26 protein-coding genes and 1 tRNA gene are annotated in these 25,053 nt (G+C 67.3%); 9 read left to right on the top strand and 18 right to left on the bottom strand.

Annotated features, from left to right (window positions below; all coding sequences use genetic code 11):
- Positions 1-2 precede the first annotated feature (2 nt).
- The 13 genes from V7S63_RS01585 to V7S63_RS01530 all read right to left on the bottom strand — a co-directional run bounded on the left by V7S63_RS01585 (position 3) and on the right by V7S63_RS01530 (position 14,167).
- Positions 3-1,040, bottom strand: a complete 1,038-nt coding sequence (locus V7S63_RS01585) for a sulfate ABC transporter substrate-binding protein (protein ID WP_100960361.1) — start codon at positions 1,038-1,040, stop codon at positions 3-5.
- A 175-nt stretch (positions 1,041-1,215) separates the two neighbouring features.
- Positions 1,216-2,673 carry a siroheme synthase CysG gene (gene cysG, locus V7S63_RS01580; protein WP_336528982.1) on the bottom strand — a complete coding sequence of 486 codons (1,458 nt, stop codon included), beginning with the start codon at positions 2,671-2,673 and terminating at the stop codon, positions 1,216-1,218.
- Complete coding sequence (locus V7S63_RS01575) at positions 2,670-2,918, bottom strand: hypothetical protein (protein WP_158673320.1); 249 nt, start codon at positions 2,916-2,918, stop codon at positions 2,670-2,672. The genes cysG and V7S63_RS01575 overlap by 4 nt, the downstream gene beginning before the upstream one ends.
- A gap of 4 nt (positions 2,919-2,922) precedes the next feature.
- Entirely contained in the window at positions 2,923-3,441 is a 519-nt protein-coding gene (locus tag V7S63_RS01570) for a DUF934 domain-containing protein (RefSeq protein ID WP_091828956.1), read from the bottom strand.
- Entirely contained in the window at positions 3,428-5,110 is a 1,683-nt protein-coding gene (locus V7S63_RS01565; protein WP_336528981.1) for a nitrite/sulfite reductase, read from the bottom strand. The genes V7S63_RS01570 and V7S63_RS01565 overlap by 14 nt, the downstream gene beginning before the upstream one ends.
- Before the next feature lie 3 nt (positions 5,111-5,113).
- Positions 5,114-5,467, bottom strand: a complete 354-nt coding sequence (locus V7S63_RS01560; RefSeq protein ID WP_336528980.1) for a DUF2849 domain-containing protein — start codon at positions 5,465-5,467, stop codon at positions 5,114-5,116.
- Between the two features lie 324 nt (positions 5,468-5,791).
- Positions 5,792-6,487: a winged helix-turn-helix domain-containing protein gene (locus tag V7S63_RS01555; protein WP_336528979.1), complete on the bottom strand. Its 696-nt coding sequence runs from the start codon at positions 6,485-6,487 to the stop codon at positions 5,792-5,794.
- Positions 6,484-9,207 carry a sensor histidine kinase gene (locus tag V7S63_RS01550; protein WP_100960370.1) on the bottom strand — a complete coding sequence of 908 codons (2,724 nt, stop codon included), beginning with the start codon at positions 9,205-9,207 and terminating at the stop codon, positions 6,484-6,486. Before V7S63_RS01550 ends, V7S63_RS01555 begins: the two co-directional genes overlap by 4 nt.
- Before the next feature lie 5 nt (positions 9,208-9,212).
- Complete coding sequence (kdpC, locus tag V7S63_RS01545) at positions 9,213-9,794, bottom strand: potassium-transporting ATPase subunit KdpC (RefSeq protein WP_336528978.1); 582 nt, start codon at positions 9,792-9,794, stop codon at positions 9,213-9,215.
- 22 nt (positions 9,795-9,816) lie between these two features.
- Complete coding sequence (gene kdpB, locus V7S63_RS01540; protein ID WP_336528977.1) at positions 9,817-11,853, bottom strand: potassium-transporting ATPase subunit KdpB; 2,037 nt, start codon at positions 11,851-11,853, stop codon at positions 9,817-9,819.
- A gap of 22 nt (positions 11,854-11,875) precedes the next feature.
- Positions 11,876-13,585, bottom strand: coding sequence for a potassium-transporting ATPase subunit KdpA (kdpA, locus tag V7S63_RS01535; protein ID WP_336528976.1), 1,710 nt, complete (start codon positions 13,583-13,585; stop codon positions 11,876-11,878).
- A gap of 24 nt (positions 13,586-13,609) precedes the next feature.
- Positions 13,610-13,696 (bottom strand): K(+)-transporting ATPase subunit F, encoded by an 87-nt coding sequence (gene kdpF / locus V7S63_RS28725; protein ID WP_126116082.1) that lies wholly within the window; start codon positions 13,694-13,696, stop codon positions 13,610-13,612.
- A gap of 309 nt (positions 13,697-14,005) precedes the next feature.
- Positions 14,006-14,167, bottom strand: a complete 162-nt coding sequence (locus V7S63_RS01530; protein WP_158673321.1) for a hypothetical protein — start codon at positions 14,165-14,167, stop codon at positions 14,006-14,008.
- A gap of 145 nt (positions 14,168-14,312) precedes the next feature.
- Between V7S63_RS01530 and V7S63_RS01525 the strand changes: the two genes are divergently transcribed.
- Positions 14,313-14,750, top strand: a complete 438-nt coding sequence (locus tag V7S63_RS01525; protein WP_336528975.1) for a GFA family protein — start codon at positions 14,313-14,315, stop codon at positions 14,748-14,750.
- Positions 14,751-14,756: 6 nt separating this feature from the next.
- On the opposite strand, the gene V7S63_RS01520 is transcribed toward V7S63_RS01525, so the two are convergent.
- The 4 genes from V7S63_RS01520 to V7S63_RS01505 all read right to left on the bottom strand — a co-directional run bounded on the left by V7S63_RS01520 (position 14,757) and on the right by V7S63_RS01505 (position 16,412).
- Positions 14,757-15,185 (bottom strand): acyl-CoA thioesterase, encoded by a 429-nt coding sequence (locus V7S63_RS01520; protein ID WP_336528974.1) that lies wholly within the window; start codon positions 15,183-15,185, stop codon positions 14,757-14,759.
- 76 nt (positions 15,186-15,261) lie between these two features.
- Positions 15,262-15,558: a GNAT family N-acetyltransferase gene (locus V7S63_RS01515; protein ID WP_336528973.1), complete on the bottom strand. Its 297-nt coding sequence runs from the start codon at positions 15,556-15,558 to the stop codon at positions 15,262-15,264.
- Positions 15,559-15,681: 123 nt separating this feature from the next.
- Positions 15,682-15,900 carry a DUF2934 domain-containing protein gene (locus V7S63_RS01510; protein ID WP_336528972.1) on the bottom strand — a complete coding sequence of 73 codons (219 nt, stop codon included), beginning with the start codon at positions 15,898-15,900 and terminating at the stop codon, positions 15,682-15,684.
- Positions 15,901-16,049: 149 nt separating this feature from the next.
- Positions 16,050-16,412, bottom strand: coding sequence for a carboxymuconolactone decarboxylase family protein (locus V7S63_RS01505; protein ID WP_336528971.1), 363 nt, complete (start codon positions 16,410-16,412; stop codon positions 16,050-16,052).
- A 243-nt stretch (positions 16,413-16,655) separates the two neighbouring features.
- Here V7S63_RS01505 and V7S63_RS01500 point away from each other — a divergent pair, with 243 nt between their 5' ends.
- Entirely contained in the window at positions 16,656-16,850 is a 195-nt protein-coding gene (locus tag V7S63_RS01500) for a hypothetical protein (RefSeq protein ID WP_091828920.1), read from the top strand.
- A gap of 202 nt (positions 16,851-17,052) precedes the next feature.
- Here the strand turns inward: V7S63_RS01500 and V7S63_RS01495 are convergent.
- Positions 17,053-17,142, bottom strand: a tRNA-Ser gene (locus V7S63_RS01495).
- 397 nt (positions 17,143-17,539) lie between these two features.
- Here V7S63_RS01495 and V7S63_RS01490 point away from each other — a divergent pair.
- The 7 genes from V7S63_RS01490 (at position 17,540) to V7S63_RS01460 (ending at position 24,978) form a co-directional block, all read left to right on the top strand.
- Positions 17,540-18,709: a septal ring lytic transglycosylase RlpA family protein gene (locus tag V7S63_RS01490; RefSeq protein WP_336528970.1), complete on the top strand. Its 1,170-nt coding sequence runs from the start codon at positions 17,540-17,542 to the stop codon at positions 18,707-18,709.
- Positions 18,710-18,779: 70 nt separating this feature from the next.
- Positions 18,780-19,973 (top strand): D-alanyl-D-alanine carboxypeptidase family protein, encoded by a 1,194-nt coding sequence (locus tag V7S63_RS01485; RefSeq protein ID WP_336528969.1) that lies wholly within the window; start codon positions 18,780-18,782, stop codon positions 19,971-19,973.
- Between the two features lie 2 nt (positions 19,974-19,975).
- Positions 19,976-20,653, top strand: a complete 678-nt coding sequence (gene tmk, locus V7S63_RS01480) for a dTMP kinase (protein ID WP_100960430.1) — start codon at positions 19,976-19,978, stop codon at positions 20,651-20,653.
- On the top strand, positions 20,650-21,720 hold the full coding sequence (locus tag V7S63_RS01475) for a DNA polymerase III subunit delta' (protein WP_336528968.1): 1,071 nt from the start codon (positions 20,650-20,652) through the stop codon (positions 21,718-21,720). The genes tmk and V7S63_RS01475 overlap by 4 nt, the downstream gene beginning before the upstream one ends.
- Positions 21,721-21,799: 79 nt before the next feature.
- Positions 21,800-23,359, top strand: a complete 1,560-nt coding sequence (gene metG, locus V7S63_RS01470; RefSeq protein WP_336528967.1) for a methionine--tRNA ligase — start codon at positions 21,800-21,802, stop codon at positions 23,357-23,359.
- A complete protein-coding gene (locus V7S63_RS01465; RefSeq protein ID WP_336528966.1) occupies positions 23,359-24,159 on the top strand; it encodes a TatD family hydrolase in 801 nt (266 codons plus the stop codon). Before metG ends, V7S63_RS01465 begins: the two co-directional genes overlap by 1 nt.
- 15 nt (positions 24,160-24,174) lie before the next feature.
- Complete coding sequence (locus tag V7S63_RS01460) at positions 24,175-24,978, top strand: MBL fold metallo-hydrolase (RefSeq protein ID WP_336528965.1); 804 nt, start codon at positions 24,175-24,177, stop codon at positions 24,976-24,978.
- The last annotated feature ends 75 nt before the right edge of the window (positions 24,979-25,053 follow it).

Below are 25,053 nucleotides of genomic sequence, written 5' to 3'. Positions count from 1 at the left end.
GCTCAGCGCGCCGGCTTGTAGAGCTGGTCGAACGTGCCGCCGTCACCGAAATGGGTGGGCTGCGCCTTGGCCCAGCCGCCGAAGCTCTCGTCGATGGTGACGAGCTCGACCTTCGGGAATCGGGCGATGTCCTTGGGGTCGGCAGCTTCCGGATTGCGAGGGCGGTAGTAGTTCTTGGCGATGATAGCCTGGCCCTTCGGCGTGTAGAGGAATTCGAGATAGGCTTGCGCCTCGGCACGGGTGCCCTTGGTATCGACATTGCCGTCGACGATCGCAACCGGCGGCTCGGCCAGGATCGAGAGCGAGGGCACGATGATGTCGAACTTGTCCTCGCCGAACTCCTTCAGCGCCAGGAAGGCCTCGTTCTCCCAGGACAGGAAGACGTCGCCGATGCCGCGCTGGGTGAAGGTCGTGGTCGCCCCGCGCGCGCCGGTGTCGAGCACCGGGACGTTGCTGAGCAGCTTCCCGATATAGTCGCGGACCTTGGCCTCGTCCTTGTTGAAGGCTTTCTCGGCATAGGCCCAGGCGGCGAGATAGTTCCAGCGCGCCCCGCCCGAGGTCTTCGGGTTCGGCGTGATGATCTGAACGCCGGGCTTCACCAGGTCACCCCAGTCCTTGATCGCCTTCGGATTGCCCTTGCGGACGAGGAAGACAATGGTCGAGGTGTAGGGTGAGGAGTTCTGCGGCAGCCGCTTCTGCCAGTCGAGCGGCAGCTTCTTCGAGCGCTCGGCGACGGCGTCGATGTCGCCGGCGAGCGCCAGCGTCAGCACGTCGGCATTGAGGCCGTCGATGACGGTGCGAGCCTGGGCACCCGAGCCGCCATGCGACTGCCGAATCGTGCCGATCTTCTTGGCGTTCTTGCCGTTCCAGTCGGCGATGAAGGCCGCGTTGATCTCCCGATAGAGCTCGCGGGTCGGATCATAGGAGACGTTGAGCAGCTCGGTCTGCGCGCGCGCACCGCCGATCACGCCGAAGCAAACGGCAAAGGCCCCGAGCGCCAGACCGGCTTGCAGCAAGCGGTGAAGTCTCTGTCGCGTCATCTCAGTGCTCCGTGTCGGACAGTTCAGAAAACCGCGTGAACGGCTCAAAAAACTGTTCTGAAAAACAAACAGAACGTACTGAATTGGCGGTCATGGCTCAACTAGCGGAGGCAGTAGAGCCCTTCCAAACTTTTCGCGCCAGAGAGAAAACGCATCTCCGGCGGTTTGGTTCACGTCAGCCGTGCGCCAGGTTGCCGCTGGATGCAGCCGGCAGCGCGGCGCCCATGGCGTGACCGATCAGCACGAGGACTGGCCCCTTGCTCGGAAGCTCGCCCAGCCGCTCCGGCAGGTGCGCGATCGTGCTCGCGATCCGCATTTCAGTCGGGGTGGTTGCGCCGAGCACGGCAACAGCGGGCGTAGCCGGGTCGAGCCCCGCCGCGAGCGCCTTCTCGCGGAACAGCGGCAGCGTAGCGCGCGCCATGTAGAGCACCGTGGTTGCGGCGGGGTCGGCAAGCGCCTTCCAGTCGAGATCCTGCGGCAGCTTGCCGTCGCGGGCATGACCCGTAACGAACTGCAGCCGACGGGCATGATCGCGATGCGTGAGCGAGAGACCAAGCGAGGCGGCCGCGCCCTGCGCCGCCGAGATGCCGGGCACGATCGTGACCGGGATGCCGGCACGGTGGCAGGCTTCGATCTCCTCGCCGGCACGGCCGAAGATGCCGGGGTCACCACCCTTCAGGCGGACGACATGCTTGCCCTGGCCGGCGAGCGAGACGAGCATCGCATTGATGTCATCCTGCTTCACCGCCGGGCCGTAGCCCTGCTTGCCGACCAGCATGCGCTTGGCCTCGCGCCGGGCAAGCTCGAGCACGCCTGCCGAGACGAGGTCGTCATAGAGGATTATGTCGGCGCTCTGCAGCGCCCGGATCGCCTTCAGCGTCAGCAGTTCCGGATCGCCAGGACCGGCGCCGACGAGCGTGACCCGGCCGTTCGGCGTGCCGCCGCGCTCGATATCGTCGAGCACCCTCGCGAGATCGCGGCGATCGTTCTCGTCGGGCTGGCGCTGCGGCTCGGCCAGAGCCCGGCTGGTGAAGCGTTCCCAGAAATCGCGGCGCAGCGGGAACGAAAGCTCGCGCGCCTTGACCATCGGGCGCCAGTCATGTGCGGCCTGCGCCCAGGCCTTGAGGCCCGCCGGCAGCAACGCCTCGATCTTGGCGCGGATCGCCTGGCCGAAGACGGGAGCGGCGCCGTCGGTCGAGATCGCGATGACGAGCGGCGAGCGGTTGACCAGCGAGCCGAAGGCAAAATCGCAGAACTCGGGCTTGTCGACGACATTGACCGGGACGCCGTTTTGCCGGGCTGCGGCGACGAAGGCCTTGGCTTCCTCGAGCGAGTCGATATCGGCGATGGCGAGCGCAGCGCCATCGAGATCATCCGCCTGCCAGGCGCGCGGCAACACCGTCACCGAGCCGGCCGGCGGGTCGGCAGCGAGGCCACCGAAGACTCCAGGCTGATCGCCGGCGAGGATAAGCAGCTCGGAGCCGGCGGCGGCGAGCAGTTCCGCCTTCCAGAGCGCCCCTTCGCTCGCGCCCGCGAGCACGACCTTGCGCCCTTCCAGCTTGTGGAAGAGCGGCAGGGTGGCGAGCCGGTCGATCCGGCGCGCGGCGGTTGTCTCCGGGCGTCTTGCGCTCATCGTTGCGTCGCTGCGGCCTTCACATCGGGGGGCAATCGGCTGTCGCCCGCAGGTGGCACGAACAGCCACAGGCCGGCAAGCACCAGGATGATAAGCCGGAAGCAAAGATCGAACCAGCGCTCGCGCGGTGCGGAAACAGACTGGCCGATGGCACGGTCGATATCGCTCAGCATGGCCTCCTCCCATTCATCGTCGCTATGGCGGTCGGCGGGCCGGCGCAGGCTCGATTGGGCCGAACCGTGCATCGTCTCAGCCCGCCGCGACATGTTTCAGCCGGGCCGAACGGCGCCGGTCGAGGATGTTGCCGCTGTCGCCATAGCCGCGCTGATAGCCATGGCTGATCTGGCCGAGCGCATTGACCCATTGCTCGACGGGCTGGCGCGCCGCGCTCGCCTCGGGCAGCTCGACCTCGTCGAAGCCGCAGGCGATGGCATAGGCGAACTGGTCCGCGATCAGTGGGCCGCTGGCGCGCAGGGTGCCCGTGAAGCCGTGATTGCGGATCAGCCGCGCCAGGCTGAAGCCGCGCCCGTCGCCGAAGGAGGGAAAGCTGATCGCGATCAGCGAGAGCTGGCGCATCAGGAGCTTCAGCTGGGGAATGCGCACTGTGTTGGGGATGACGACGCCGATGCGCTGGTCGCGCGTCTTCTGCGCCAGCGCTTCCGGCAGCGCCGCCCAATCGACCAGCGCGTGCGAGATGTTGTCGATCGCTGCGCCTTCGCTGCGCGTCCAGATTTCGGTCTTGGCGCCGTGACGATCAAGCAACGGCATGGCTGACCTCCCGGTTGGTGTCCTGGAAAGCCGCCTTGAACGGCGCGAGGCCGAGGCGGCGAACATTGTCGATGAAGCTTTCGCCGGCCTGGCGCTGCGCCAGGTAGACCGAGACGATGCGCTCGATCGCATCCGGCACCTCCTCGGCGGCGAGGCCCGGGCCGAGGATCTCGCCGATCGCGGCGTTCTCGGTCGCGTCGCCGCCGAGGGTGATCTGGTAGGATTCGATGCCGCGCTTCTCGAGCCCGAGAATCCCGATATGGCCGACATGGTGATGGCCGCAGGCATTGATGCAGCCGGAGATCTTGATGTTGAGCACACCGATCTCCTTCTGTCTGACGGGGTCGGCGAAGCGCTGCGCCAAGGCCTGCGCGATCGGGATCGAGCGAGCCGTCGCCAGCGCGCAATAGTCGAGGCCGGGGCAGGCGATGATGTCGGTGATCAGCCCGGCATTGGCCGTCGCGAGTTCGGCCGCGCCGAGGCGCTGCCAGACCGCGAACAGGTCCGACAGCTTCACATGCGGCAGGACGAGGTTCTGCGCGTGGGTGACGCGGATCTCGGAGAGCGAGAACTCATCCGCAAGGTCGGCGACGACGCGCATCTGCTCGCTGGTGGCATCGCCGGGGGGCGCGCCGATCGGCTTCAGCGAGATCGTGAGAGCGGCATAGCCCGGCTGGCGATGCGGCGTGAGGTTGGTCTCGACCCAGCGGGCGAAATCGGGATTGCCGGCCCTGGCCGCCTCGAAGGCACCGCTGGTCGCCGGCAGCGTCTCGTAGGCCGGCGGCGCGAAATAGGCGGCGATCCGCGCGACCTCAGCCGGATCGGCATTGACCGAGGGGCCGTCGAGCCTGGCGAACTCCTCCTCGACGCGGCGGGAAAACTCCTCCGTGCCGATCTCGTGGACGAGGATCTTGACCCTGGCCTTGTACTTGTTGTCGCGCCGGCCTTCGAGATTGTAGACCCGCATGATCGCCTCGAGATAGGCGAGCAGGTCGGCCTTGGGCAGGAACTCGCGCACGACCTTGCCGATCATCGGGGTGCGGCCGAGGCCGCCGCCGACGATGACCTCATAGCCGATCTCGTGCGTGTCGGGATGGCGCAGGATGCGCAGGCCGATATCGTGCGCCTTGATCACGGCGCGGTCGTGCTCGGCGCCGGTGACCGCGATCTTGAACTTGCGCGGCAGGTAATCGAACTCGGGATGCAGGCTCGACCATTGCCGGATCAGCTCGGCGGTCGGGCGCGGGTCCTCGACCTCGTCCTGGGCAACGCCGGCGAAATGGTCGGCCGTGACGTTGCGGATGCAATTGCCCGAGGTCTGGATCGCATGCATCTCGACATCGGCGAGCAGGTCGAGAATATCCGGGATGTCGCGCAGCTTGGGCCAGTTGAACTGCAAATTGGTGCGTGTGGTGAAATGGCCGTAGCCGCGGTCATAGCGCTCGCCGATCAGCGCGAGCTGGCGCATCTGCTTCGACGACAGCGTGCCGTAGGGAACCGCGATCCGCAGCATATAGGCATGCAGTTGCAGATAGACGCCGTTCTTCAGGCGCAGCGGCTTGAACTCGTCCTCGGTCAGCGAACCGTTCAGCCGGCGGCCGACCTGATCGCGGAACTGCGCGACGCGCTCGCGGACAAAGCGTTCGTCGAATTCATCGTAGCGATACATGCGTCAGGCTCTCAGGAAAGCTGGGGCGAGCGGCAGTTCGGCCTGCTTGCCGAGATCGCGCCGGATGCTGGGGCCGGTCGTCTTCATCCGCTCGCGGTAGTGGCGCGGCACCGGCACGCCGTCCTCGATCGCGACATCGACCAGATAGGCATCGACGACCTGCTGGTTGCCGAGTTCGGCGGCGGCGAAGGCGTCGAGCCGGTCGGCGGTCGCATCGTCATCGCCGACCAGCGCGGCACCAGGATCACGCGACCAGTGCAGGCCAGTCGCATCGCCGGCCGCGAAGACGACATCGCCATCGAGCAGGTCGTTGGCCAGCAGGATAACCGGCAGGGCAGGGCGCTTGGCGGCAGCCATGAATGATGCTCGCTACGTTCGCTATTCCGAACGTTTTACATAAGGCACGGGCGTTCGAGCATCAATTCACGCGAGGTAGTGTGATTTTTCTTATTCCCGTTCAAAAAGAGGAAATCTCTCTTCGGGCTGTCCCGACAACAGGCCGAGCGGAAAAAATCATGCTGTCGCGATCCATATTGCGCGTGTCGTCCCGGGCGACCGCAGGGAGACCCGGGACCCATTCCGGAACCTCTTTCGGACAAGCTCCGGAATGGATCCCGGATCGGCGCGGCTTCACCGCTTGTCCGGGATGACAGCCAGATTGATGCGTGGATTTACGAAGCCTCACACCAGCCCGCCGAGCCGATACCCCACCCCCGGCTCGGTCTCGATCAGCTTCGGCTCGGCCGGATCGTCCTCGAGCTTCTGCCGGAGCTGGCCGACGAAGACGCGCAGATACTGCACGTCGTGCTCATGGGCCGGGCCCCAGACCGCGGTGAGGATCTGCTTATGGGTCAGCACGCGGCCATTGCCCTGCGCCAGGCAGGCGAAGAGGTCGTATTCCTTCGGCGAAAGCTTCACGGGAGCACCGCCCTTGCTGATCCGGCGGTTGACCAGGTCGATCTCGACATCGCCGACCTGCAGCGCCGGCTCCGAGCCCTGGCGTTCGAGGCGATGGCGCAGCGCGACGCGCAGGCGCGCCAGCAACTCGCCGACGCCAAAGGGCTTTTCTACATAGTCGTCGGCGCCGGCGTCGAGCGCGTCGATCTTCTCGGTCTCGCGATCGCGGGCCGAGAGGATGATCACCGGCCCGTCATAGAAGGCACGTGCTTTGGCGAGCGCCTCCTTGCCGTCCATGTCGGGCAGGCCGAGATCGAGCACGACGGCATCAGGCGGCTTGCGGGCGATCTCGCGCAGGCCGGTCGTGGCGTCGTCGGCGCGGATCGGCTCGTAGCCGGCGGCGTCGAGCGCCGGGCCGAGGAAACGGTGGATCTGCGGCTCGTCGTCGATGACGAGAATGCGCGGGCGAAAGGCGGTCATGACTTGGTTTCTCCACCCGCGGCGTCCTTGCGCAGGCTGATCAGGATGCGGGTGCCGCCCTTGCTGCCGTCCGGGCGGTCATGGATCGGGCTGGCGGCGGCGATGCGCCCGCCCATGGCTTCGACGAAGCCCTTGGCGATGGCGAGGCCGAGGCCAGCACCCTTGCCGCGCTCGCCACCGCGATCGATCGATTCCTCCAGCCGCCGGAACTTCTCGAAGACGCGCTCCAGCTCGGCGGTCGGGATGCCGCGACCCTCATCCTCGATCGAGATCACGACATTGCCGCGATCCTCATAGGCGGCCGCCTCGATCAGGGCACCGTCCTCACTATAGGCGATGGCGTTCTCGAGGATGTTGACCAGCACCTGCTCCAGCAGCCCGGCATCGGCCCTGACGAGCGAGAGTTCGGCTGGGAAGTCGCGCTGGACCCGGCGTTGGCCGAGCCGGCGCGAAATGCGCGATAGCGCCGATGCGATCACGTCGCGGACGTCGATCCAGTCACGCCGCGCCACCAGCGCCCCGCCTTCGAGCCTGGTCATGTCGAGCAGATCGCCGACATAGCGGTTCAGGCGCTCGGCCTCTTCGCGGATCGAGAGCAGGAGGTCGTCGCGCACGGCCGCCTTCATACCCTCGCCATAGTCGATCAGCGTCGTCGCCGAGCCGAGCACGGTGGCGAGCGGCGTACGCAGATCATGGCTCACCGAGTTGAGGAGGGCGGAGCGCAGCCGGTCGCTGCGGCGCAGCGCCTCGGCATCGACAGCCGCAGCGGCGAGCTCGGCCCGCTCGATCGCAATCGCGCCCTGGTCGAGCAGCGCCATTGCGAAGCGCGCGTTCTCGGCCGTCGCCAGCGCCTTCGGCTCGAACCCGACGACGCCTGAACGGGCCCGCACGCCCTGCAACGGCCGGAAGGTCCAGGCCGCATTGGGCAAGGTCCCGGTACCGGCCCCGGCCGGCTCGCCGCGGCTCCAGGTCCAGCGCGCCGCGGTCATGTCGGCGGTCGAAAGCGCTTCGAGCTCAGGGGCACCGGCGGCGGGAGCGATCTCGCCATTGACAGGAAGCAGCACCACGACCTTGCCGGAGGTCGCAGCCGAGACCTGCTCGGCCAGGATAGCGGCGGCGTCCTCGCGCCGCGCCGCGGCCGAGAGCCGGCGGCTGGCCGCGAGCAGGGCCGTGATCGCCGAGGCGCGCCGCGCCGTCGCCTTGGCCTGGTCGCGGATGCGCCCGGTCAGGCCGCCCGTCGTCAGCGCCACCGCGAAGAAGACGAGGAAGGTCAGGACATCCGCCGGGTGGCCGATCCAGAAGGACAGCCGCGGCTCCAGAAAGAAGAAGTTGTAGGCAAAGGCCGCGAGCGCCGCCGCCGTCACCGCCGGCCACAAGCCGAAGGCGAGACCGGCACCGAGCACGCTGACCAGAAACAGCATGGCGAGGTTGACGTTCTCGACCCGCTTGTCGATCAGCTCGGCGAGGCCGATCACGAGCCCGACCATGGCGATCGCGCCGAGATGGGCGAGCCAGCTGAATCTGGCGGGCGACGTGTTCGGGCTCGCAGGCTGAACCGGGCCGCTCGTCACCTCGGTGATGATGTGTAGCGCCGCACCGTTCTGCGCCTTCAGCAATTCCGGCGCGAGCGAGCGATGGAACCAGCCGCGCCAGCCCTTGCGATGCGATTTGCCGACGACGATCTGGGTGACGTTGTTGCGGCGCGCATAGTCGAGCACGGCGCCGACGAGATCGTCGCCATTCAGCACGACGCTGGCGCCGCCGAGCTGTTCGGCGAGCTTCAGCGCTTCAGCCAGATGGGCGCCGCGGCCGGAATCGGGCTCCGCCCCGCCGGGCCGCTCGACATGGGCGACCGTCCACGGCGCATCCATCATCATGTCGGAGAGGCGTCGTCCCGCCCGCACCAGCGAGCCGGCCATCGCGTCGGGTCCGATCAGCACGAGGATGCGCTCGCCCGCAGCCCAGGGGCCCTCGACGCCGGCGCGCTTCATCGCCTGGCTGAGCTGGTCGTCGACCGTCTGAGCGGCTCGGCGCAAGGCGAGCTCGCGCAGCGCGGTCAGGTTCTCCGGCTTGAAGAAGTTGCCGGCGGCGAGCCGCGCCGTCTCGGGTACGTAGACCTTGCCTTCCTCCATGCGCTGGCGAAGCTCGGTCGGCGTGATGTCGATCAGCTCGATCTCGTCGGCACGGCTGAGGGCGCTGTCCGGCACCGTCTCGCGCTGGCGCACGCCGGTGATCTTCCAGACCACGTCGACCAGGCTTTCGAGATGCTGGACGTTGAGGGTCGTCCAGACGTCGATGCCGGCCTGCAGCAGCTCCTCGACGTCCTGCCAGCGCTTGGGATGGCGGCTGCCCGGCGCGTTGGAATGCGCATACTCGTCGACCAGCAGCAGCCTCGGCTTCAGCGCGAGAGCCGCATCGAGGTCGAACTCCATCATCAGCCGGCCGCGGTGCTCGAGCGGCCGGCGCGCCATGACCTCGAGCCCGTCGAGCAGCTCCTCCGTCTCGCGGCGACCGTGCGTCTCGACCACGCCGACAAGCACCTCGCCATGCTCCGTCTGGGCGCGCCGACCTTGCGTCAGCATCTCGTAGGTCTTGCCGACGCCCGGCGCCATGCCGAGAAAAATCTTCAGCCGGCCACGCTTGCCGCGGCCGGCTGAAGCCAGCAGGGCGTCGGGGTCGGGCCGCCCTGCCTCACGGAACTGGGATTCGTCTGTTGCCATCGAACCTAACGTTGAGCGCGCGGCCAGCGCGCGTCGAGTGCCAAATTGACGGCGAGCACATTGACGCGCGGCTCGCCGAGCAGGCCGAAGGTCGAGCCTTCGGTGTTGGCCGCGATCACGGCCTGCACCTCCGCTGCCGGAGCCCTGCGGGCCGCGGCGATACGCGGAACTTGCCGGGCCGCATTGGCCGGCGAGACATGCGGGTCTAGGCCGGAGGCCGAGCTGGTGACGGCGTCGACCGGGATCGGCGCCTTGCTCTCGGCGCGCAGAGTCTCGGCATCGGCCTTGATGCGGGCGGCAAGGTCCTCGTTCAGCGGCCCGAGATTGGAGCCAGACGAGCCCGAGGCATCATAGCCGTCCTTGCCGGCAGCCGAGGGGCGGGGCCGCAGATAAGCCTCGTCCTTGAAGTTCTGCCCGATCCAGCGCGAGCCGACGATCTCGCCGGACGCGTTGCGGATCAGCGAGCCGCCGGCCTGCGCCGGGAACAGCGCCTGCGCCAGCCCGGTGACGCCCAGCGGGTAGGCAAAGCCGAGCAGGGCCGTGAAGAGGACCATCGAGACGATGGCGGGGCGAAGATTGGCGATCATGACCTGTGTCCTGTTCTGACCATCACGCGAGCCCGAAGGCGGCGACGATGAGATCGATCAGCTTGATGCCGACGAACGGCGCGATCAGCCCGCCGACGCCGTAGAGGGTGAGGTTGCGCGAGAGCAGCTTGGCCGCGCCGATCGCCCGGTAGCGCACGCCGCGCAGGGCCAGCGGAATCAGCGCGACGATGACGAGAGCATTGAAGATCACCGCCGAGAGGATGGCGCTCTGCGGGCTCGCAAGGCCCATGATGTTGAGCGCGCCCAGAGCCGGCAGCGAGACGACGAACAGCGCCGGGATGATGGCGAAGTATTTCGCGACGTCGTTGGCGATCGAGAAGGTGGTGAGCGCGCCGCGCGTGATCAGCAACTGCTTGCCGACCTCGACGATCTCCAGGACCTTGGTCGGGTCGCTGTCGAGATCGACCATGTTGCCGGCCTCGCGCGCCGCCTGCGCGCCGGTCTGCATGGCGACGCCGACATCGGCCTGGGCCAGGGCAGGGGCGTCGTTGGCGCCGTCGCCGCACATGGCGACGAGGCGGCCCTTGGCCTGCTCGGTGCGGATGATCCGCAGCTTGTCCTCCGGCGTCGCCTCGGCAAGGAAGTCGTCGACACCGGCCTCCGAGGCGATCGCCGCGGCGGTGACCGGGTTGTCGCCGGTGATCATCACCGTGCGCACACCCATGCGGCGGAGATCCGCGAAGCGTTCCTTCACGCCGGGCTTGACCACGTCCTTGAGATGGATGACGCCGACCAGCGCACCGTTCTCGCTGACGGCGAGCGGCGTGCCACCCGAGCGGGCGATGCCGTCGACCGCCTGGCGCAGTTCCGCCGGCACCTGGCTCTCGACGAGGTCGAGCGTCTTGATCACCGCGTCGACCGCGCCCTTGCGCCAGGATTTGCCGTCGAGGTCGAGGCCCGACTGGCGGGTGGTGGCGCTGAACGGGATCGTGGTCGCCCCCGCCGGGACTTCAGCGGTGACGCCCTGATTGCGGGCGAGTTCGACGATGGAGCGGCCTTCCGGCGTCTCGTCGGCGAGCGAAGCCATCAGCGCAGCGCGCAGCGCCGCGTCCGGACGCACGCCGGGAACCGGGATGACCTCGACCGCCATGCGGTTGCCGAAGGTGATGGTGCCGGTCTTGTCGAGCAGCAGCGTATCGACGTCGCCGGCGGCCTCGACGGCCCTGCCTGAGGTCGCCAGGACATTCACTTTCAGAAGCCGATCCATCCCGGCGATGCCGACGGCGCTGAGCAGGCCGCCGATCGTGGTCGGGATCAGCGTGATGAAGAGCGCGCCCAGGACCATCGGATCGAGCGAGACCCCCGAGAAGGCGCCAAGCCCTGTCAGGGTGACGACTGCGATCAGGAAGACCAGCGTCAGCCCGGCGAGCAGCACGGCGAGCGCCAGCTCGTTCGGGGTCTTGCGCCGGTCGGCGCCCTCGACCATCGCGATCATCCGATCGAGGAAGGAGGAGCCCGGCCGCGAGGTCACGCGGACCTTGATCCAGTCGGAGACGACGGTGGTGCCGCCGGTGACGGCCGAGCGGTCGCCGCCGCTCTCGCGGATCACCGGGGCGGATTCGCCGGTGATCGCGGCTTCGTTGACCGAGGCTACGCCCTCGATGATCTCGCCATCGGCAGGGATGACGTCGCCGGCCTCGACCAGGACGATGTCATCAGGCGCGAGTTCGTGAGCCGGCGTCGGGATCATCGCATTGCGCTCGCCGTCGATGATCAGCTTGGCCTTGGTGGTGACGCGGGTGGCACGCAGCGAGTCCGCGGCCGCCTTGCCGCGCCCTTCGGCGATAGCCTCGGCGAAGTTGGCAAAGACGACGGTGAGCCAGAGCCAGATCGCGATCTGGAGCGGGAAGGCGGCGGGCTGGCCATTGGCGATGGCGACGACCGCCGACACGGTCGCGAGCGCGGCGACGACCTCGGTGGCGAGGATGACCGGATTGCCGGTCAGCCGGCGCGGGTCGAGCTTGATGACGGCACTCTTCAGCGCGGTCAGCACGATGGCCTGGCTGAAGGCGCTGGATTTGGCGAGTGAGACACTCATTTGACGGAGTTCCTTTGTCGGCTCAACGAGTGGCCGCAAGCACCTGGAAGTGCTCGACGATCGGCCCAAGCGCGAGCGCAGGGAAGAATTGCAGCCCGCCCAGGATCAGGATGATGCCGATGAGCAGGCCGACGAAGAGCGGGCTGTCGCTCGGCAGCGTGCCGGCGGTCGGCGCGAGCTTCGGCTTGGCGGCGATGGCGCCGGCCATGGCGATCACCGGAACCATGTAGGCAAAGCGGCCGAGCAGCATTGCGATGCCGAGCGTGGTGTTCCACCAGGGCGCGTTGGCGGTGAGCCCCGCGAAGGCCGAGCCGTTGTTCCCCGCCGCCGAGGAATAGGCGTAGAGGATCTCGGTGAGCCCGCGTGGTCCCTTGTTCAGCAGCCCCTCGAGCGCGACCGGCAGCACCGCTGCGATGGCCGAGAAGCCGAGGATCGCGAGCGGCAGGATCAGCACCGCCAGCATGGCGAACTTGATCTCGCGGGCCTCGACCTTCTTGCCGAGATATTCCGGCGTGCGCCCGACCATCAGGCCAGCGACGAAGACGGCGAGCAGCGCCATCACCACCATGCCGTAGAGGCCGGAGCCGACGCCCCCGGGCAGGATCTCCCCGAGCTGGATCAGGAACATGGCGACGCCGCCGCCGAGCGGCATGAACGAGCCGTGCATGGCGTTGACCGAGCCGTTCGAGGCGCCGGTGGTCTGCGCCGCCCAGATCGACGAGGCGGCGGCGCCGAAGCGAACCTCCTTGCCTTCCATGTTGGCGGGCGCATCGGTGATGCCGGCAGCGATCATCGCAGGCTGCGGCGTCAGCGTCTCGGAGGAGTAGATCGCAGCGGCGCCGAGGCCGACCAGGATCACCATCGCCGAGAGCAGGGCACGCGCTTCCTTGCGGGCGCCGGCGACACGTCCGAACGCGACGACCGTGCCGAAAGCGAGCGCGTTCAGCGAGACGACCTCGATCAGGTTGGTCAGCGGCGTGGGGTTCTCGAGCGGATGGGCCGAGTTGACGTTGAACAGGCCACCGCCATTGGTGCCCCACTGCTTGATCGCTTCCTGGCTGGCGACCGGGAAAAGGGCGATGATCTGGTCGGCGCCTTCCAGCGTCTTCGCCGTGACATTGGCGAGCAGGCTCTGCGGCACGCCGGCAGCGACGAGCGCGAGCGCAGTGACGATCGAGACCGGCAGCAGCACATAAAAGGTGTTGCGGGTCAGATCGACCCAGAAATTGCCGAGCGTTTCGCCGCGGTCGGCGGCGAAGGCGCGCGCCACGGCCGCTGCGACGGCGAGGCCGGCGGCAGCCGAGACGAAGTTCTGCACCGTCAGGCCGGCCATCTGGCTGAGGCTGCTCATCGTCGTCTCGCCACCATAGGACTGCCAGTTCGTGTTGGTCACGAAGCTGACCGCGGTGTTGAAGGCGAGATGCGGTGACAGGCCGTCGAAGCCCAGCGGGTTCAAAGGCAGGAAGCCCTGCAGTCGCAGGAGGCCATAGAGCAGCACGAAGCCGGCCACGCTGAAGGCGAGCACGGCACCGGCATAGCCGAGCCAGTTCTGCTCCCTGTTCTTGTCTATGCCGAGTGCGGCGTAGAAGCTTGCCTCGACCGGCTGCAGCACCAGGTCGAGCGGCGTACGCTCGCGCGCCCAGACGCGCGCCATATAGATGCCGAGCGGCCAGCCCACGGCCACTGTCAGTGCGATCGTGAAGACGATCTCAGCCCAGCCCCGCCAGTCCATGCGAGGTCTCCTTTTTTGTGTTGTTCAGAAGCGGTCGGGGCGCAGCAGCGCGGCGACCATGTAAATCGCGAGCCCGAGGGCTGCGGCGGCATAGAGCAAGGTCAGGCCCATGGCGTCAGACCTTGCGCAGCAGCGCTGCGTACCAGCCGAAGAGCGCGAAGGCCCCGGCTCCGAGCGCGAGAAAGACGATATCGGCCATGACGGATCTCCAGCCTGGTTTTCAGACCGGAGATGTGGTGCAGCCCCTGCTAAGCGGTCGAGCGGGAAGGGCAGGCGGGGGCATAAGGGCCGCGTAAAGATGCTCGACGGAACTCTGGCGAGGAACGATAGCATCCCAGCGCGAGACTAGGCGCACGAGAGGCGTCGCAAGCTAGGCGCTAAAGTCAGACGTGGAATGTGAGAAGTCGGGGCGAGCGGGCCTCAGCTGGCCGCTTCCAGCCCCACGATGGCGAGAAAGCCCGATAGCGCCAGGCCCGCCCAGAAGAAATCGTTGAGAACGCCCTGCAGGGGCGCGGCCCCCATGGTCACTACAGACAAGCCGCCGGCCAGGAACAGCGCCGACGCCGCAACAAGGCTGTTCATGATGACCTCCCGCATTTTGGCTTCGAACGCGGCGGGAGCGATTCCGTTCCCCCGATTTGATGCGGTACCAAATCAGTAGTTTTGATGGGTTTTATCGCAGCCTATGATTGCTGTGATATGACGGTGCGCAACAAGGAGCGGGCCCATGACGCATCGCTTGAACGGCGCCTGTCATTGCGGCGCGATCGGGCTCGAATTGACGCTGCGGCGCCCGCCCGAGGAGGAAGTTGTCGGCGCCTGCCAGTGCTCCTTCTGCCGCAAGCACAACGCTCGGACAGTCTCCGACCCTAGGGCACAGGCCCGCCTCGTCGTGCACGAACCGGCCGAGCTGCAACGCTATCGCTTCGGGCTCGAAGCCTCGGAGGTCGTCCTCTGCCGCCGCTGCGGCGTCTACGTCGCCATGCTGATGACCGAGGCCGGCAAGGCCTGGAGCACGATCAACATCGATGCGCTCGACGAACGCGCCCGCTTCACCCGACCTGCCGAGCCACGCGATTTCAGCGGCGAAGCGCTGGAGGGACGGCGCGCGCGTAGAATAGCGCGCTGGACGCCGACCAAGCTGGTCGGCTGGCCGAAAGAGTGACGCCGGTCAGGCAGCAGGCGCGGCCAGTCGTTCTAGCTGCTCTCGCACAGCATCCGAGAACGGCCGCGCCTTGCGCGTCGCGTCGTCCATCTGGACGATCACAGAAAGCCCGCTGGCGACGCAGCGCTCGCCCTGGAAGATCGCCTGCTGGAGCCGAACCGAGCTGCGGCCGACGGACGCGACGCGCGTGCCGATCTCGACCTCGCCCGGCCACAGCAGCTCCGCCCGGAAATCCAGCTCAAGTCGCGCGAGAACGAAGGCCGTTCCCGGCTCGGCCAGCCGACCGGCCTGGCCATAGATCAGCTCGACCCGTCCGGTTTCCAGAAAGGTCGAGAACACCGCGTTGTTGACGTGGCCCTGGCGGTCGGTGTCGCCATAGCGGAGCTTGTCTCGCGCCCGCAGCGGAAAATCGGTGATGGCGAGATCGTCCGGCATGGCAGGCCCCGTTTCGTGACGGAGCCTTCAAACGCGATCGGCCGGCGCGAGGCAAGCTGAGAGCGGCGAGGGTCCCTCAGGCGAGCACGTCGCGGTAGTCAGGATGGCGATGCGCCCAGGCGACGACGAAAGAGCAGCGCGGCACCACGCGCCGTCCGCTGGCACGGGCGATCCTGAAGATGCCCTCGGCCAGTTGCGAGCCGATTCCGCGCCCGTTGAACGCCGGCGGCACCTCGGTATGCGTCACGACGATCCGGTCGCCTTCGCTACGATAGACCGCGAAGGCCTGTCCGCCGGGAAAATCAAGCTCGAAACGCCCCGTCTCGGACCGTTCGACGACCTCGATCGGGTCAGCCTCCAAATCCTGCGTCATGCTTCGCCTCCGCGAATACCTTCCACACCAATGTGGGTGCGTCGCGACCGCTTGTCGTCGGTGCGATCATGCGGAAAGCGAATGGCAGGGCTGCGGACGAACCCCAGCCCCGCAGGGCTTGGGTCAGGACAGCAATTCCTGCTGGCGGCGGCGGGCGCGCTCGCCCTTGAGCTCGTCCTCAGCACCGTGATCGACAGTCTCTTCGCTGCGGTTGCGGAAGGTCCAGATCGCTTTGGCCGCTTCCCAGTGCTCGTGATCGCGGCCGTCCGGCTGCCCTTCTTCCATCCAGAGCGCATAGGCGATCTTGCGGATCTCGCGCTCGGCCTTGCCAGTATGACTCATCTCGTCCTCCTGGTTCCGTTGCGGTCGATAAGGAAACGATGGAACGCCATGGGGCGTTCCGCGCTTCCAAGGCTAACTTGCCACGGCAATATGGCGCTCGCATGAGCCCTTTCGGAGGCAGGTGACGGCTCCTTCGGGCGAAGCCGGCGTTATTCGGCCGCCGCCGCCGGGGCAGGGGTCGTCATCTGTTCGAAGCAGTCGAGCGTGCGCGCGGAATAGACCAGCGCTGCGCCCGCATTCATCGCGATCGCGACGCCGAGCGCCTCGGCGATCTCCTCGCGGCTGACCCCGGCCTTGATCGCCGCATCGACATGGGTGGTGATGCAGCCGTCGCAGCGCGTGGTGACGGCGACGGCGAGCGAGATCAGTTCGCGCGTGCGGGCGTCGAGATGCCTCGTCTTCGCCGCCCCGCCGGCCAGCGCGACATAGCCGCGAAGCGCGTCGGGAGCAGCCTTGCCGAAATCACCGACGCGGCCCTTCAGCTCGGTGCGATAAGTGGTCCAGTCCAGCATGGCACTGCCCTCCGTCGTGAGATCGGCCCGGTGATCGGCCGGCCACGATTGTTAGGCAGAGGGGCCGGTACGCGCCAGCCTCGGGCGACATCGTAGAGCCGAGCGCGTCTTGCGCTTCCGTCGTGAGACAGGGCTGGCGCGTGTTCTGCGCGGGTGGGCGCCATGCGCATGCTTGAAGAAAGCGAACCTCACCCCAAATCCCGATGAAAGGGTGCCATCGCCTCCTGTGAAGCGGAGCTCGCCATGAACCAAGAGAAGCTGAAGCAATTCCGCAAGCAATCGGTCGAAAAGGCCCTGCGTGCCGGACTCCCCGCCTATTTCCTCGACGAATGCGAGGATGAGGGGGTGATCCGGGTCAGGCCTGGCGGCGCAGCCGAGCGGATCGTCATCCTGCAGGGCCGGGCGCAGGTTCAGCCCTTCGAATGCCGGGCCTGCTGAGGAGGTCTGCCTCGCTCGTCCAGCAACAAAACCACCCGACTAGACGAACAAGGCGGCGCCGGAGCGCCGCCTTTGCATTGCGCAGACAGAGCTGCGTTTCAGACAGCCAGACCGCGATCTCTGCAGGCTTCAGACTCGCGCTTCGCGTTCCCCGCCTCCAGCGGCAAAGCATGAGATCGGCGCGTCGGGCTCTAAGGATAAATGGCGGAAGGGGTGGGATTCGAACCCACGGTGGGCTTGCACCCACGGCGGTTTTCAAGACCGCTGCCTTAAACCACTCGGCCACCCTTCCGGCGCCTCGTCATTGCCGTTCCCTGTCGATTTTTGCAAGCCGCATGAGGAGCGATCGTGGCAATCTTTGCCCAACCTCCGGAGAATACGCGCGTTTTCAAAAGCTTGCGGCAATGCTCCGCGCATCTCGTCAAGCCGCACCGTGAAGCCCGTTCGGGCGTTGCGGCTCGGTCACGCTCCACCGAAAAATGGCAACGGAATGGTGGCGGATTGACAGCTGCCGCATTTCCGACACCTTTGTGCCCGCCCAAGGGCGGTGCTGGGTTTCCGTTGACGGTCACGCGTTCACGCTGCCGCCGCTTAACGATCCCTTAATGGAATTGGTCGAAAACTGCGCCCCTGCCACGGTGGTGGCTTGGGCGGCGCAGCATTTTCGGCGCGACGAACAGGAATGCGGCATGATGCGAGGCACGAGCGCAGCGGCGGAGACCTCCTCTGTGGCCGAGTCCGGCTACGCCCCTCGTAGCTCCTCGCCCTCCCTGTCCACGGCGACCCGCCTTGGCTGCGTCGTGCTGGCCGGCCTTTTCCTCGCCAACTGCGCCAACAACCAGGTCGCCCGCCGCGGCAAATCGAAAGAGATCGGCGCCTTCCCGTCCTCGAAATACGGTCCGGCCAGCGCCCGCGTCGTCGAAGAAGGGCAGCCGGTGCCCAAGGGCGGCGGCCGCGAGCTGATCGGCCGCAGCTACACCGTCGCCGGCAAGCGCTACACCCCTTACGAAAAGCCGGTCGGCTACACGGCCGTCGGCACCGCCTCCTGGTACGGCGAGGCCTTCCATGGCCGGCGCACCGCCAACGGCGAAGTCTATGATCGCATGAGCATCAGCGCCGCGCATCCGACCATGCCGCTGCCGGCCTATGCCCGCGTCACCAACGTCACCAACAGCCGCTCGATCATCGTGCGTGTCAACGATCGTGGTCCGTTCCATGGCGGCCGTGTCATGGACGTCTCGCAGAAGACCGCCGATGCGCTCGCCTTCCGGCATCTCGGCACGGCGCGCGTCAAGATCGAGTATCTCGGCCAGGCCTCGCTCGCCGGCTCGGACGACCAGATGCTGCTCGCCTCGCTGCGCACCGACGGCTCGCCGGCCTCGATACCGGGCCAGAGCAGCCGGACGATGATCGCGAGCGCCGCGTCTCAGGTCGATCTCGGCCGCTCCGCGGGGCCGGATCTCGACGACGAAGCCGCCAGGCCCGCTCCCGCTCCGACGCCTGTTCGCACTGAACCTGCGCCGGTCGAAGCGCAGCCCGTCGTCCAGGCCTACGCTCCCGAGCAGCCGCGGACGATCGCCGTGCAGAGCCCGATCGTCGCCAGCGTCGCGGCGTCGCCGTCTGCGGCGGGCGTCCCGATCAGCGGAGTCCGCCTGCCGCCGTCCCGGCCCTTCGATCTCGGCGCCGCCGCCCATGCCGGCAAGCCGGTTCCGGGCTTGCGTCCGAATGTGACGACGACGCTGCCGGTGCCGCGCACCGCCAGCCTCCCTGCCGCCACCGAGAAGGCGCCGGCCCTGCGTCTTGCCAAGGGCTCGCCGCTGTCCACCGGCACGAAGCAGCAGCCTCTGGCGCGGAATTGATCCTGTTGCGGGCTTGACCGCCCGGACTGGCACATCATCTGATCTCGATATGACGCAAGGTCGATCAGGGATGGCGCGCGCCCGCTATTTGCCAGCCTCCGGCGGAATTCTCGCAGTGCTGGCCCTGCTGCTTGCGCTGGCTCCGGGGCTCGCTCGCGCGCAGGCTTTCCAATCAGCCGCGCCCTACGCGATCCTGCTCGATTCCGCCAGCGGCGCCGTGCTCTATGAGAAGGCCGCCGACGAGCTGATGGTGCCGGCGAGCCTCGCCAAGCTCGCCACCGCCCTCGTCGCCTTCCAGGAGATCGCAGCCGGCAAGATGACGCTGGAGACCGAGATCTCGATCTCGGAGAACGCCTGGCGCAAGGGGGGCGGCGTCTCGGGCGGCTCGACCATGTTCGCCATCGTCAACAGCCGGGTGAAGCTCGGCGACATCCTTCAGGGCCTGATCGTGCACTCCGGCAACGATGCCGCGATCGCGCTGGCCGAGGCCGTGGCGGGCGATGAGGCGAGCTTCGCCAGGATCATGACCGAGCGTGTCCACGCGCTCGGCATGCCCAAATCGCAGTTCCGCAATGCCACCGGCATGGCCGATCCGCAGCAGAAGGTGACCGCGCGCGAGCTCGCCTTCCTGGCCGACCATATCGTCAAGACCTATCCAGAGCTTTACCGGATCTTCGGCCAGCGCGACTTCACCTGGAACAAGATCAAGCAGAGCAACCGCAACCCGCTGCTCGCCATGGATATCGGCGCCGACGGCCTCAAGACAGGCAATATCGACGAGACCGGCTACGGCCTCGTCGGCTCGGCCGTGCAGAAGGGCCAGCGTCTGATCGTCGTGGTCAACGGGCTGAAGAATGCGCGCGATCGCGCCAGCGAGGCCCGCAAGCTGCTCGAATGGGGCTTCCGCTCCTTCGAGCAGCGGCAGGTCTTCGCCGAGGGCGAGACCGTCGGCGAGGCCAGCGTCTTCGGTGGCGAGAAAGGGCGCATCGCGCTGAAGGCGAAAGGGCCGGTCAATCTGCTGGTACCGCGCGGCAGCAGCGAACGCCTCGCTGCTCGAATCGTTTATCGGGGGCCCCTGCAGGCGCCGGTGGCGGAGGGGACGGAAGTCGGTCGCCTGCTGGTCACGCGCGGCGAGATCAAGACGCTGGAGATCCCGCTCTATGCGGCCGAGTCGATCGCGGCCGGAACCCTGCAGCAGCGGGCGTTCGATGCGCTGATGGAGGCCGCGACCGGCTGGGTCCGCAAGGCCCTGAAGCGGAGTTGAGCTTGGCCAAAGCTAAGGTGCAGCCTGCGACCGGGCATTTCATCACGCTCGAGGGCGGGGAGGGGGCCGGCAAGTCGACCCTCGCCAAGGCGCTCGCGGCGCGGCTGGAGGCGCAAGGGCTTACCGTCGAGCTGACACGCGAACCCGGCGGCTCTCCCAAGGCCGAGCGCATCCGCGAGGCGCTGCTCGCTGGGCGGATCAAGCCCTATGGTGCCTTCGCCGAAGCGCTGATGTTCCAGGCAGCCCGCATCGACCATGTCGACAGCCGGATCAGGCCGGCGCTCAAGCGCGGCGCCTGGGTGATCTGCGACCGCTTCATCGATTCGACCCGCGTCTACCAGGGCACGCTCGGCGAGATCGCCGGAGACAAGCTCGCTGCCCTAGAGACCGTCGCCATCGCCGGCCTGATGCCGGAGCTGACCTTCATCCTCGACCTCGCGCCCGAGACGGGCCTCGCCCGCGCCGCCCGTCGTCGCCAGCCGGGCGAGGCGACAGACCGTTTCGAAAGCGAAACGATCAGCTTCCATCGCCGCCTGCGCCAGGGCTTTCTCGACATCGCTTCCGCCGAGCCGCAGCGCTGCGTCGTGCTCGACGCCAGCCTCCCGCCGGAGGTGCTCGCGGATACCGCCTGGGAAGCGCTTTCCAGCCGGCTGCCCTTGCCGCAGATTGCGCCGGCATGATCGAATCGAGCAACGAACCCGACCGCCTGCCGAACGCGCCGCATCCACGCGAGACGCTGGCCCTTGTTGGTCACCAGCGCCAGGAGGAAGCCCTCCTGACGGCATTACGCTCAGGCCGCATGCACCATGCCTGGCTGCTCGGCGGCCCGGAGGGCGTCGGCAAGGCGAGCTTCGCCTATCGCGCCGCCCGCTTCATGCTGGCCGAGGGCGATCCGCTGCGCCGCGCCGAAGATTCCCGCGATCTCGCCGTGCCCGAAACGGAGGGAGCCACCCGCAAGATCGCGGCGCAGTCGCATCCCGACCTGCATCTGCTGCGGCGCATCGCCAAGCCGGATGGCAAGAGCTTCACCAGCAATATCCCGGTCGATCTCGTGCGCCGGATCATCGACCGCTTCGGCTCCAGCGCGGGCGAGGGCGGCTGGCGCGTCGCGATCGTCGATTCAGCCGAGGACCTCGACCGGCCGGGCGCCAACGCCCTGCTGAAGCTGCTCGAGGAGCCGCCGCCGCGCTGCCTCTTCCTGATCGTCGCCCATGCGCCCGGCCGCGTCCTGCCGACCATCCGCTCGCGCTGCCGGCTGCTCTCCTTCGAGCCACTCGGCGAGGCAGATGTCGCGCAGGCCGGCGCGATCGCGCTGGAGCGCATGCGCCTGCCCTATGACGCCTCGGCGCTCCACCGCGCTGCCACTCTGTCCGAAGGCTCGGTCAAACGGGCGCTGACCTATGTCGACCCGGAAACGCTGGCGCTGGTCGAAGCGGTGAGGGCGCGGCTCGACGCGTTGCCCTCGATCGATCTCTCGGCCCTGCTGGCGCTGGGCGAGGATGTCGCGGGCAGGGCAGGCGAGGCCGATTTCGCGGTCATGATCGAGACCGTGCAGGGCTGGCTCGGCGCGCACCTTCATGCGCATGCCGCCGCCGGCCCGGCCCGGCTTGCGCCCCTCGCGGAGGTGTGGGAGAGACTTGCACGCGCCGCGAACGAGGTCGAAACCTACAATCTCGATCGCCGCCCCCTCGTCATGTCGCTGTTTCACGATCTGTCGGAGGCGGTTTCCCGTTCGCGCGCGGCCTGAAACCAGGAGCAGGATGCGAAAAGTGGAAACCGGTTTTCGCGCAAGTCCTGCTCTCACTCTTTGACGACCGGACAGACCAATGGCCTCGGCCCCGAAGTTCTATCTGACGACTGCGATCCACTACACCAACGGCCCGCCGCATATCGGCCACGCCTATGAGATGGTGTCGGCGGATGCGATCGCCCGCTTCAAGCGCCTCGATGGCTATGACGTCTTCGCCATGACCGGCACCGACGAGCACGGCCAGAAGGTGCAGCGCACTGCTGCGCAGAACGGGCTCTCGCCCAAGGATTTCGTCGACGGCATCGCCGTGCGCTTCGAGGAGATGGAGCAGCGGCTGGGCTGCTCGTTCGACCGCTTCATCCGCACCACCGACACCGACCACCTGCCCTCGACGCAGGAACTCTGGCGCAGGATGGAGGCCAATGGCGACATCTACCTCGCCAAATATTCCGGCTGGTACTCGGTCCGGGACGAAGCCTTCTATGGCGAGGAGGAGACGACCCTCCAACCCGACGGCACGCGCCTGGGCGGGCAGGGCACGCCGGTCGAATGGGTCGAGGAGGAGAGCTATTTCTTCCGTCTGAAGGCCTATCAGGACAAGCTGCTCGCGCTTTATCGCGACGTGCCGGACTTCGTCTCGCCGGAAACGCGCCGCAACGAGATCGTGTCCTTCGTCCAAAGCGGGCTCGAGGATCTCTCGATTAGCCGCACCACCTTCGACTGGGGGCTGCCGGTCCCGGGCGATCCCAAGCATGTGATGTATGTCTGGGTCGACGCGCTCAACAACTACGTTACCGGCTGTGGCTTCCCCGACGAGAGCGATCCGCGCTGGCACTACTGGCCGGCCGATGTCCACATCATCGGCAAGGACATCGTACGCTTCCATACGGTCTACTGGCCGGCCTTCCTGATGTCGGCGGGGCTGCCGCTGCCGAGGCGTGTCTTCGGTCACGGCTTCCTGCTGAACAAGGGCGCCAAGATGTCGAAATCGGTCGGCAACGTCGTCGACCCGTTCGCGCTCGCCGATAGCTACGGCGTCGACCAGCTGCGCTATTTCTTCCTGCGCGAGGTCTCCTTCGGCCAGGATGGCAACTACAGCCACGAGGCGATCGTCGGACGCATCAATGCCGACCTCGCCAATGATCTCGGCAATCTGGCGCAGCGCTCGCTGTCGATGATCGCCAAGAACTGCGAGGGCAGGGTGCCGCCGGCCGGTGCGCTGACGGAAGGCGATCGCGCCATGCTGGCGCAGGCCGACGGGCTGCTGGCGAAGACGCGCGCGGCCATGCAGGATTTCGCGCTGCACGTCGTGCTGGCGGACATCTGGGCCGTGGTCGCCGAGGCCAACCGCTATTTCGCCAACAACGAGCCGTGGAAGCTCTCCAAGAGCGACCCGGTCCGCCGCGATACGGTGCTCTACGTCACGATCGAGACGATCCGGCAGGTCGCTATCCTGACCCAGCCGGTGATGCCGCAATCGATGGCCAGGCTGCTCGATCTGCTCGCGGTCCCGGCGGAGGCGCGCGACTTCGCCGCGCTCGGCGAGGCCGGCCGCCTCACCTCGGACACCGTGCTGCCGGCGCCGAGCGCGGTCTTCCCGCGCTATGTCGAGCCGGAAGGCGGCGAGGCGGCCTGATGCTGATCGATACGCATTGCCATCTCGATTTCCCGGATTTCGCCGAGGATATCGCGTCTTACGTCGGCCGTGCCGAAGCGGCCGGCGTCGGCCGGATGGTGACGATCTCGACCCGTGTTGCTCGCTTTGACACCTATGCGGCGCTGGCCGAGCGTTTCCCCTCGGTCTGGTGCACGGTCGGCACGCATCCGCATGGCGCGCATGAAGAGCTCGACGTCACCGCCGGGCAGCTGGTCGCACTGTCGCGTCATCCGCGCTGCGTCGCGATCGGCGAGGCCGGGCTCGACTATCACTACGACAAGAGCCCGCGCGAAGCGCAGGAGCAGGGCCTGCGCACCCATATCGCCGCGGCCCGCGAGACCCAGCTGCCGCTGGTGATCCATTCGCGCGAAGCCGACGAGGACATGGCGGCGATCCTGCGCGAGGAAATGGGGAAGGGCGCCTTCCCCGCCATCCTGCACTGCTTCACCGCCGGTGAGATGCTGGCCAGCACGGGTGTCGAGCTCGGCCTCTATATCTCCTTCTCCGGTATCCTGACCTTCAAGACGTCGCAGGCGCTACGGGATATCGCCCGCGACATCCCGATGGAGCACCTGCTGGTCGAAACCGACGCGCCCTACCTCGCCCCCACGCCTTACCGCGGCAAGCGCAACGAACCGTCCTATGTCGTTGAAACTGCTAAGGTTCTCGCCGAGGTCAAAGGCGTCTCCTTCGACGAGATCGCCCGGATCACGACGGAGAACGCCAGGCGCTGCTACTGGAAGATGGACCATGCGGCGCCTGTGGCGCGGGTTGCCTGAGGCTGGCGCCGCCGCATGAGCCTGACCGTCACCATCCTCGGCTGCGGCTCATCCGGCGGCGTGCCACGGCCAGGCTCCGGCTGGGGCGCCTGCGACCCCAACGATCCGAAGAACCGGCGCCGGCGCTGCTCGATCCTGGTCGAGCGCCGCGGCCTGAACGGCGCGACGAGCGTGCTGATCGACACCACGCCGGACCTGCGCGAGCAGCTCCTGTCGGCTGAGATCAACCGGCTCGACGTGACCCTGTTCAGCCACGACCATGCCGACCACACCCATGGCATCGACGATCTGCGCGCGCTGGTGCTGCATATGCGCAAGCGCATCCCGGTCCACGCCGATGCCGTAACGGCCGTGACGCTGCGCCAGCGCTTCGGCTATCTGTTCGAGACGCCGCCCGGCAGCTTGTATCCGCCGATCCTCGATCTGAAGCCGCTCGCAGCCGGCGAACCGCTCGTGATCGACGGCGCTGGCGGACCGATCGAGACATTGCCGTTCCGGCTCGAGCACGGCCCGAACTATGACGCGCTCGGCTTCCGCTTCGGCGATTTTGCCTATGCGCCCGATGTCAGCGCGATCCCGCCAGAAGCGATGGCGGCGATGAACGGGCTCGACCTTCTCGTCCTCGACTGCCTGCGTGAATCGCCGCATCCCAGCCACTTCAATCTGGAGCAATCCCTGGAAGCGATCGCGCAGCTCAGGCCGCGCCGCGCCATCCTGACCAACCTCCACGTCGATCTCGATTATGCCAGCTTAGCCAAGCGCTTACCGGCCAATATTGAACCGGCGTTCGATGGCATGACGCTGACGGTCGAGAGCTAGGCCGGCCTCACTGGGGCATTTCCGGGCATCAATTTAAGTTCCATAATATGTCTTATGCGAATCGGATCTGGGCCT

It is taken from the genome of Allobosea sp. CCNWLY174 (assembly GCF_037120455.1).
In the GTDB taxonomy this organism is placed as follows: domain Bacteria; phylum Pseudomonadota; class Alphaproteobacteria; order Rhizobiales; family Beijerinckiaceae; genus Allobosea; species Allobosea lupini.
The sequence above is the reverse complement of the archived record's forward strand: the minus strand, read 5'-3'. Positions and strand labels throughout refer to the sequence as shown.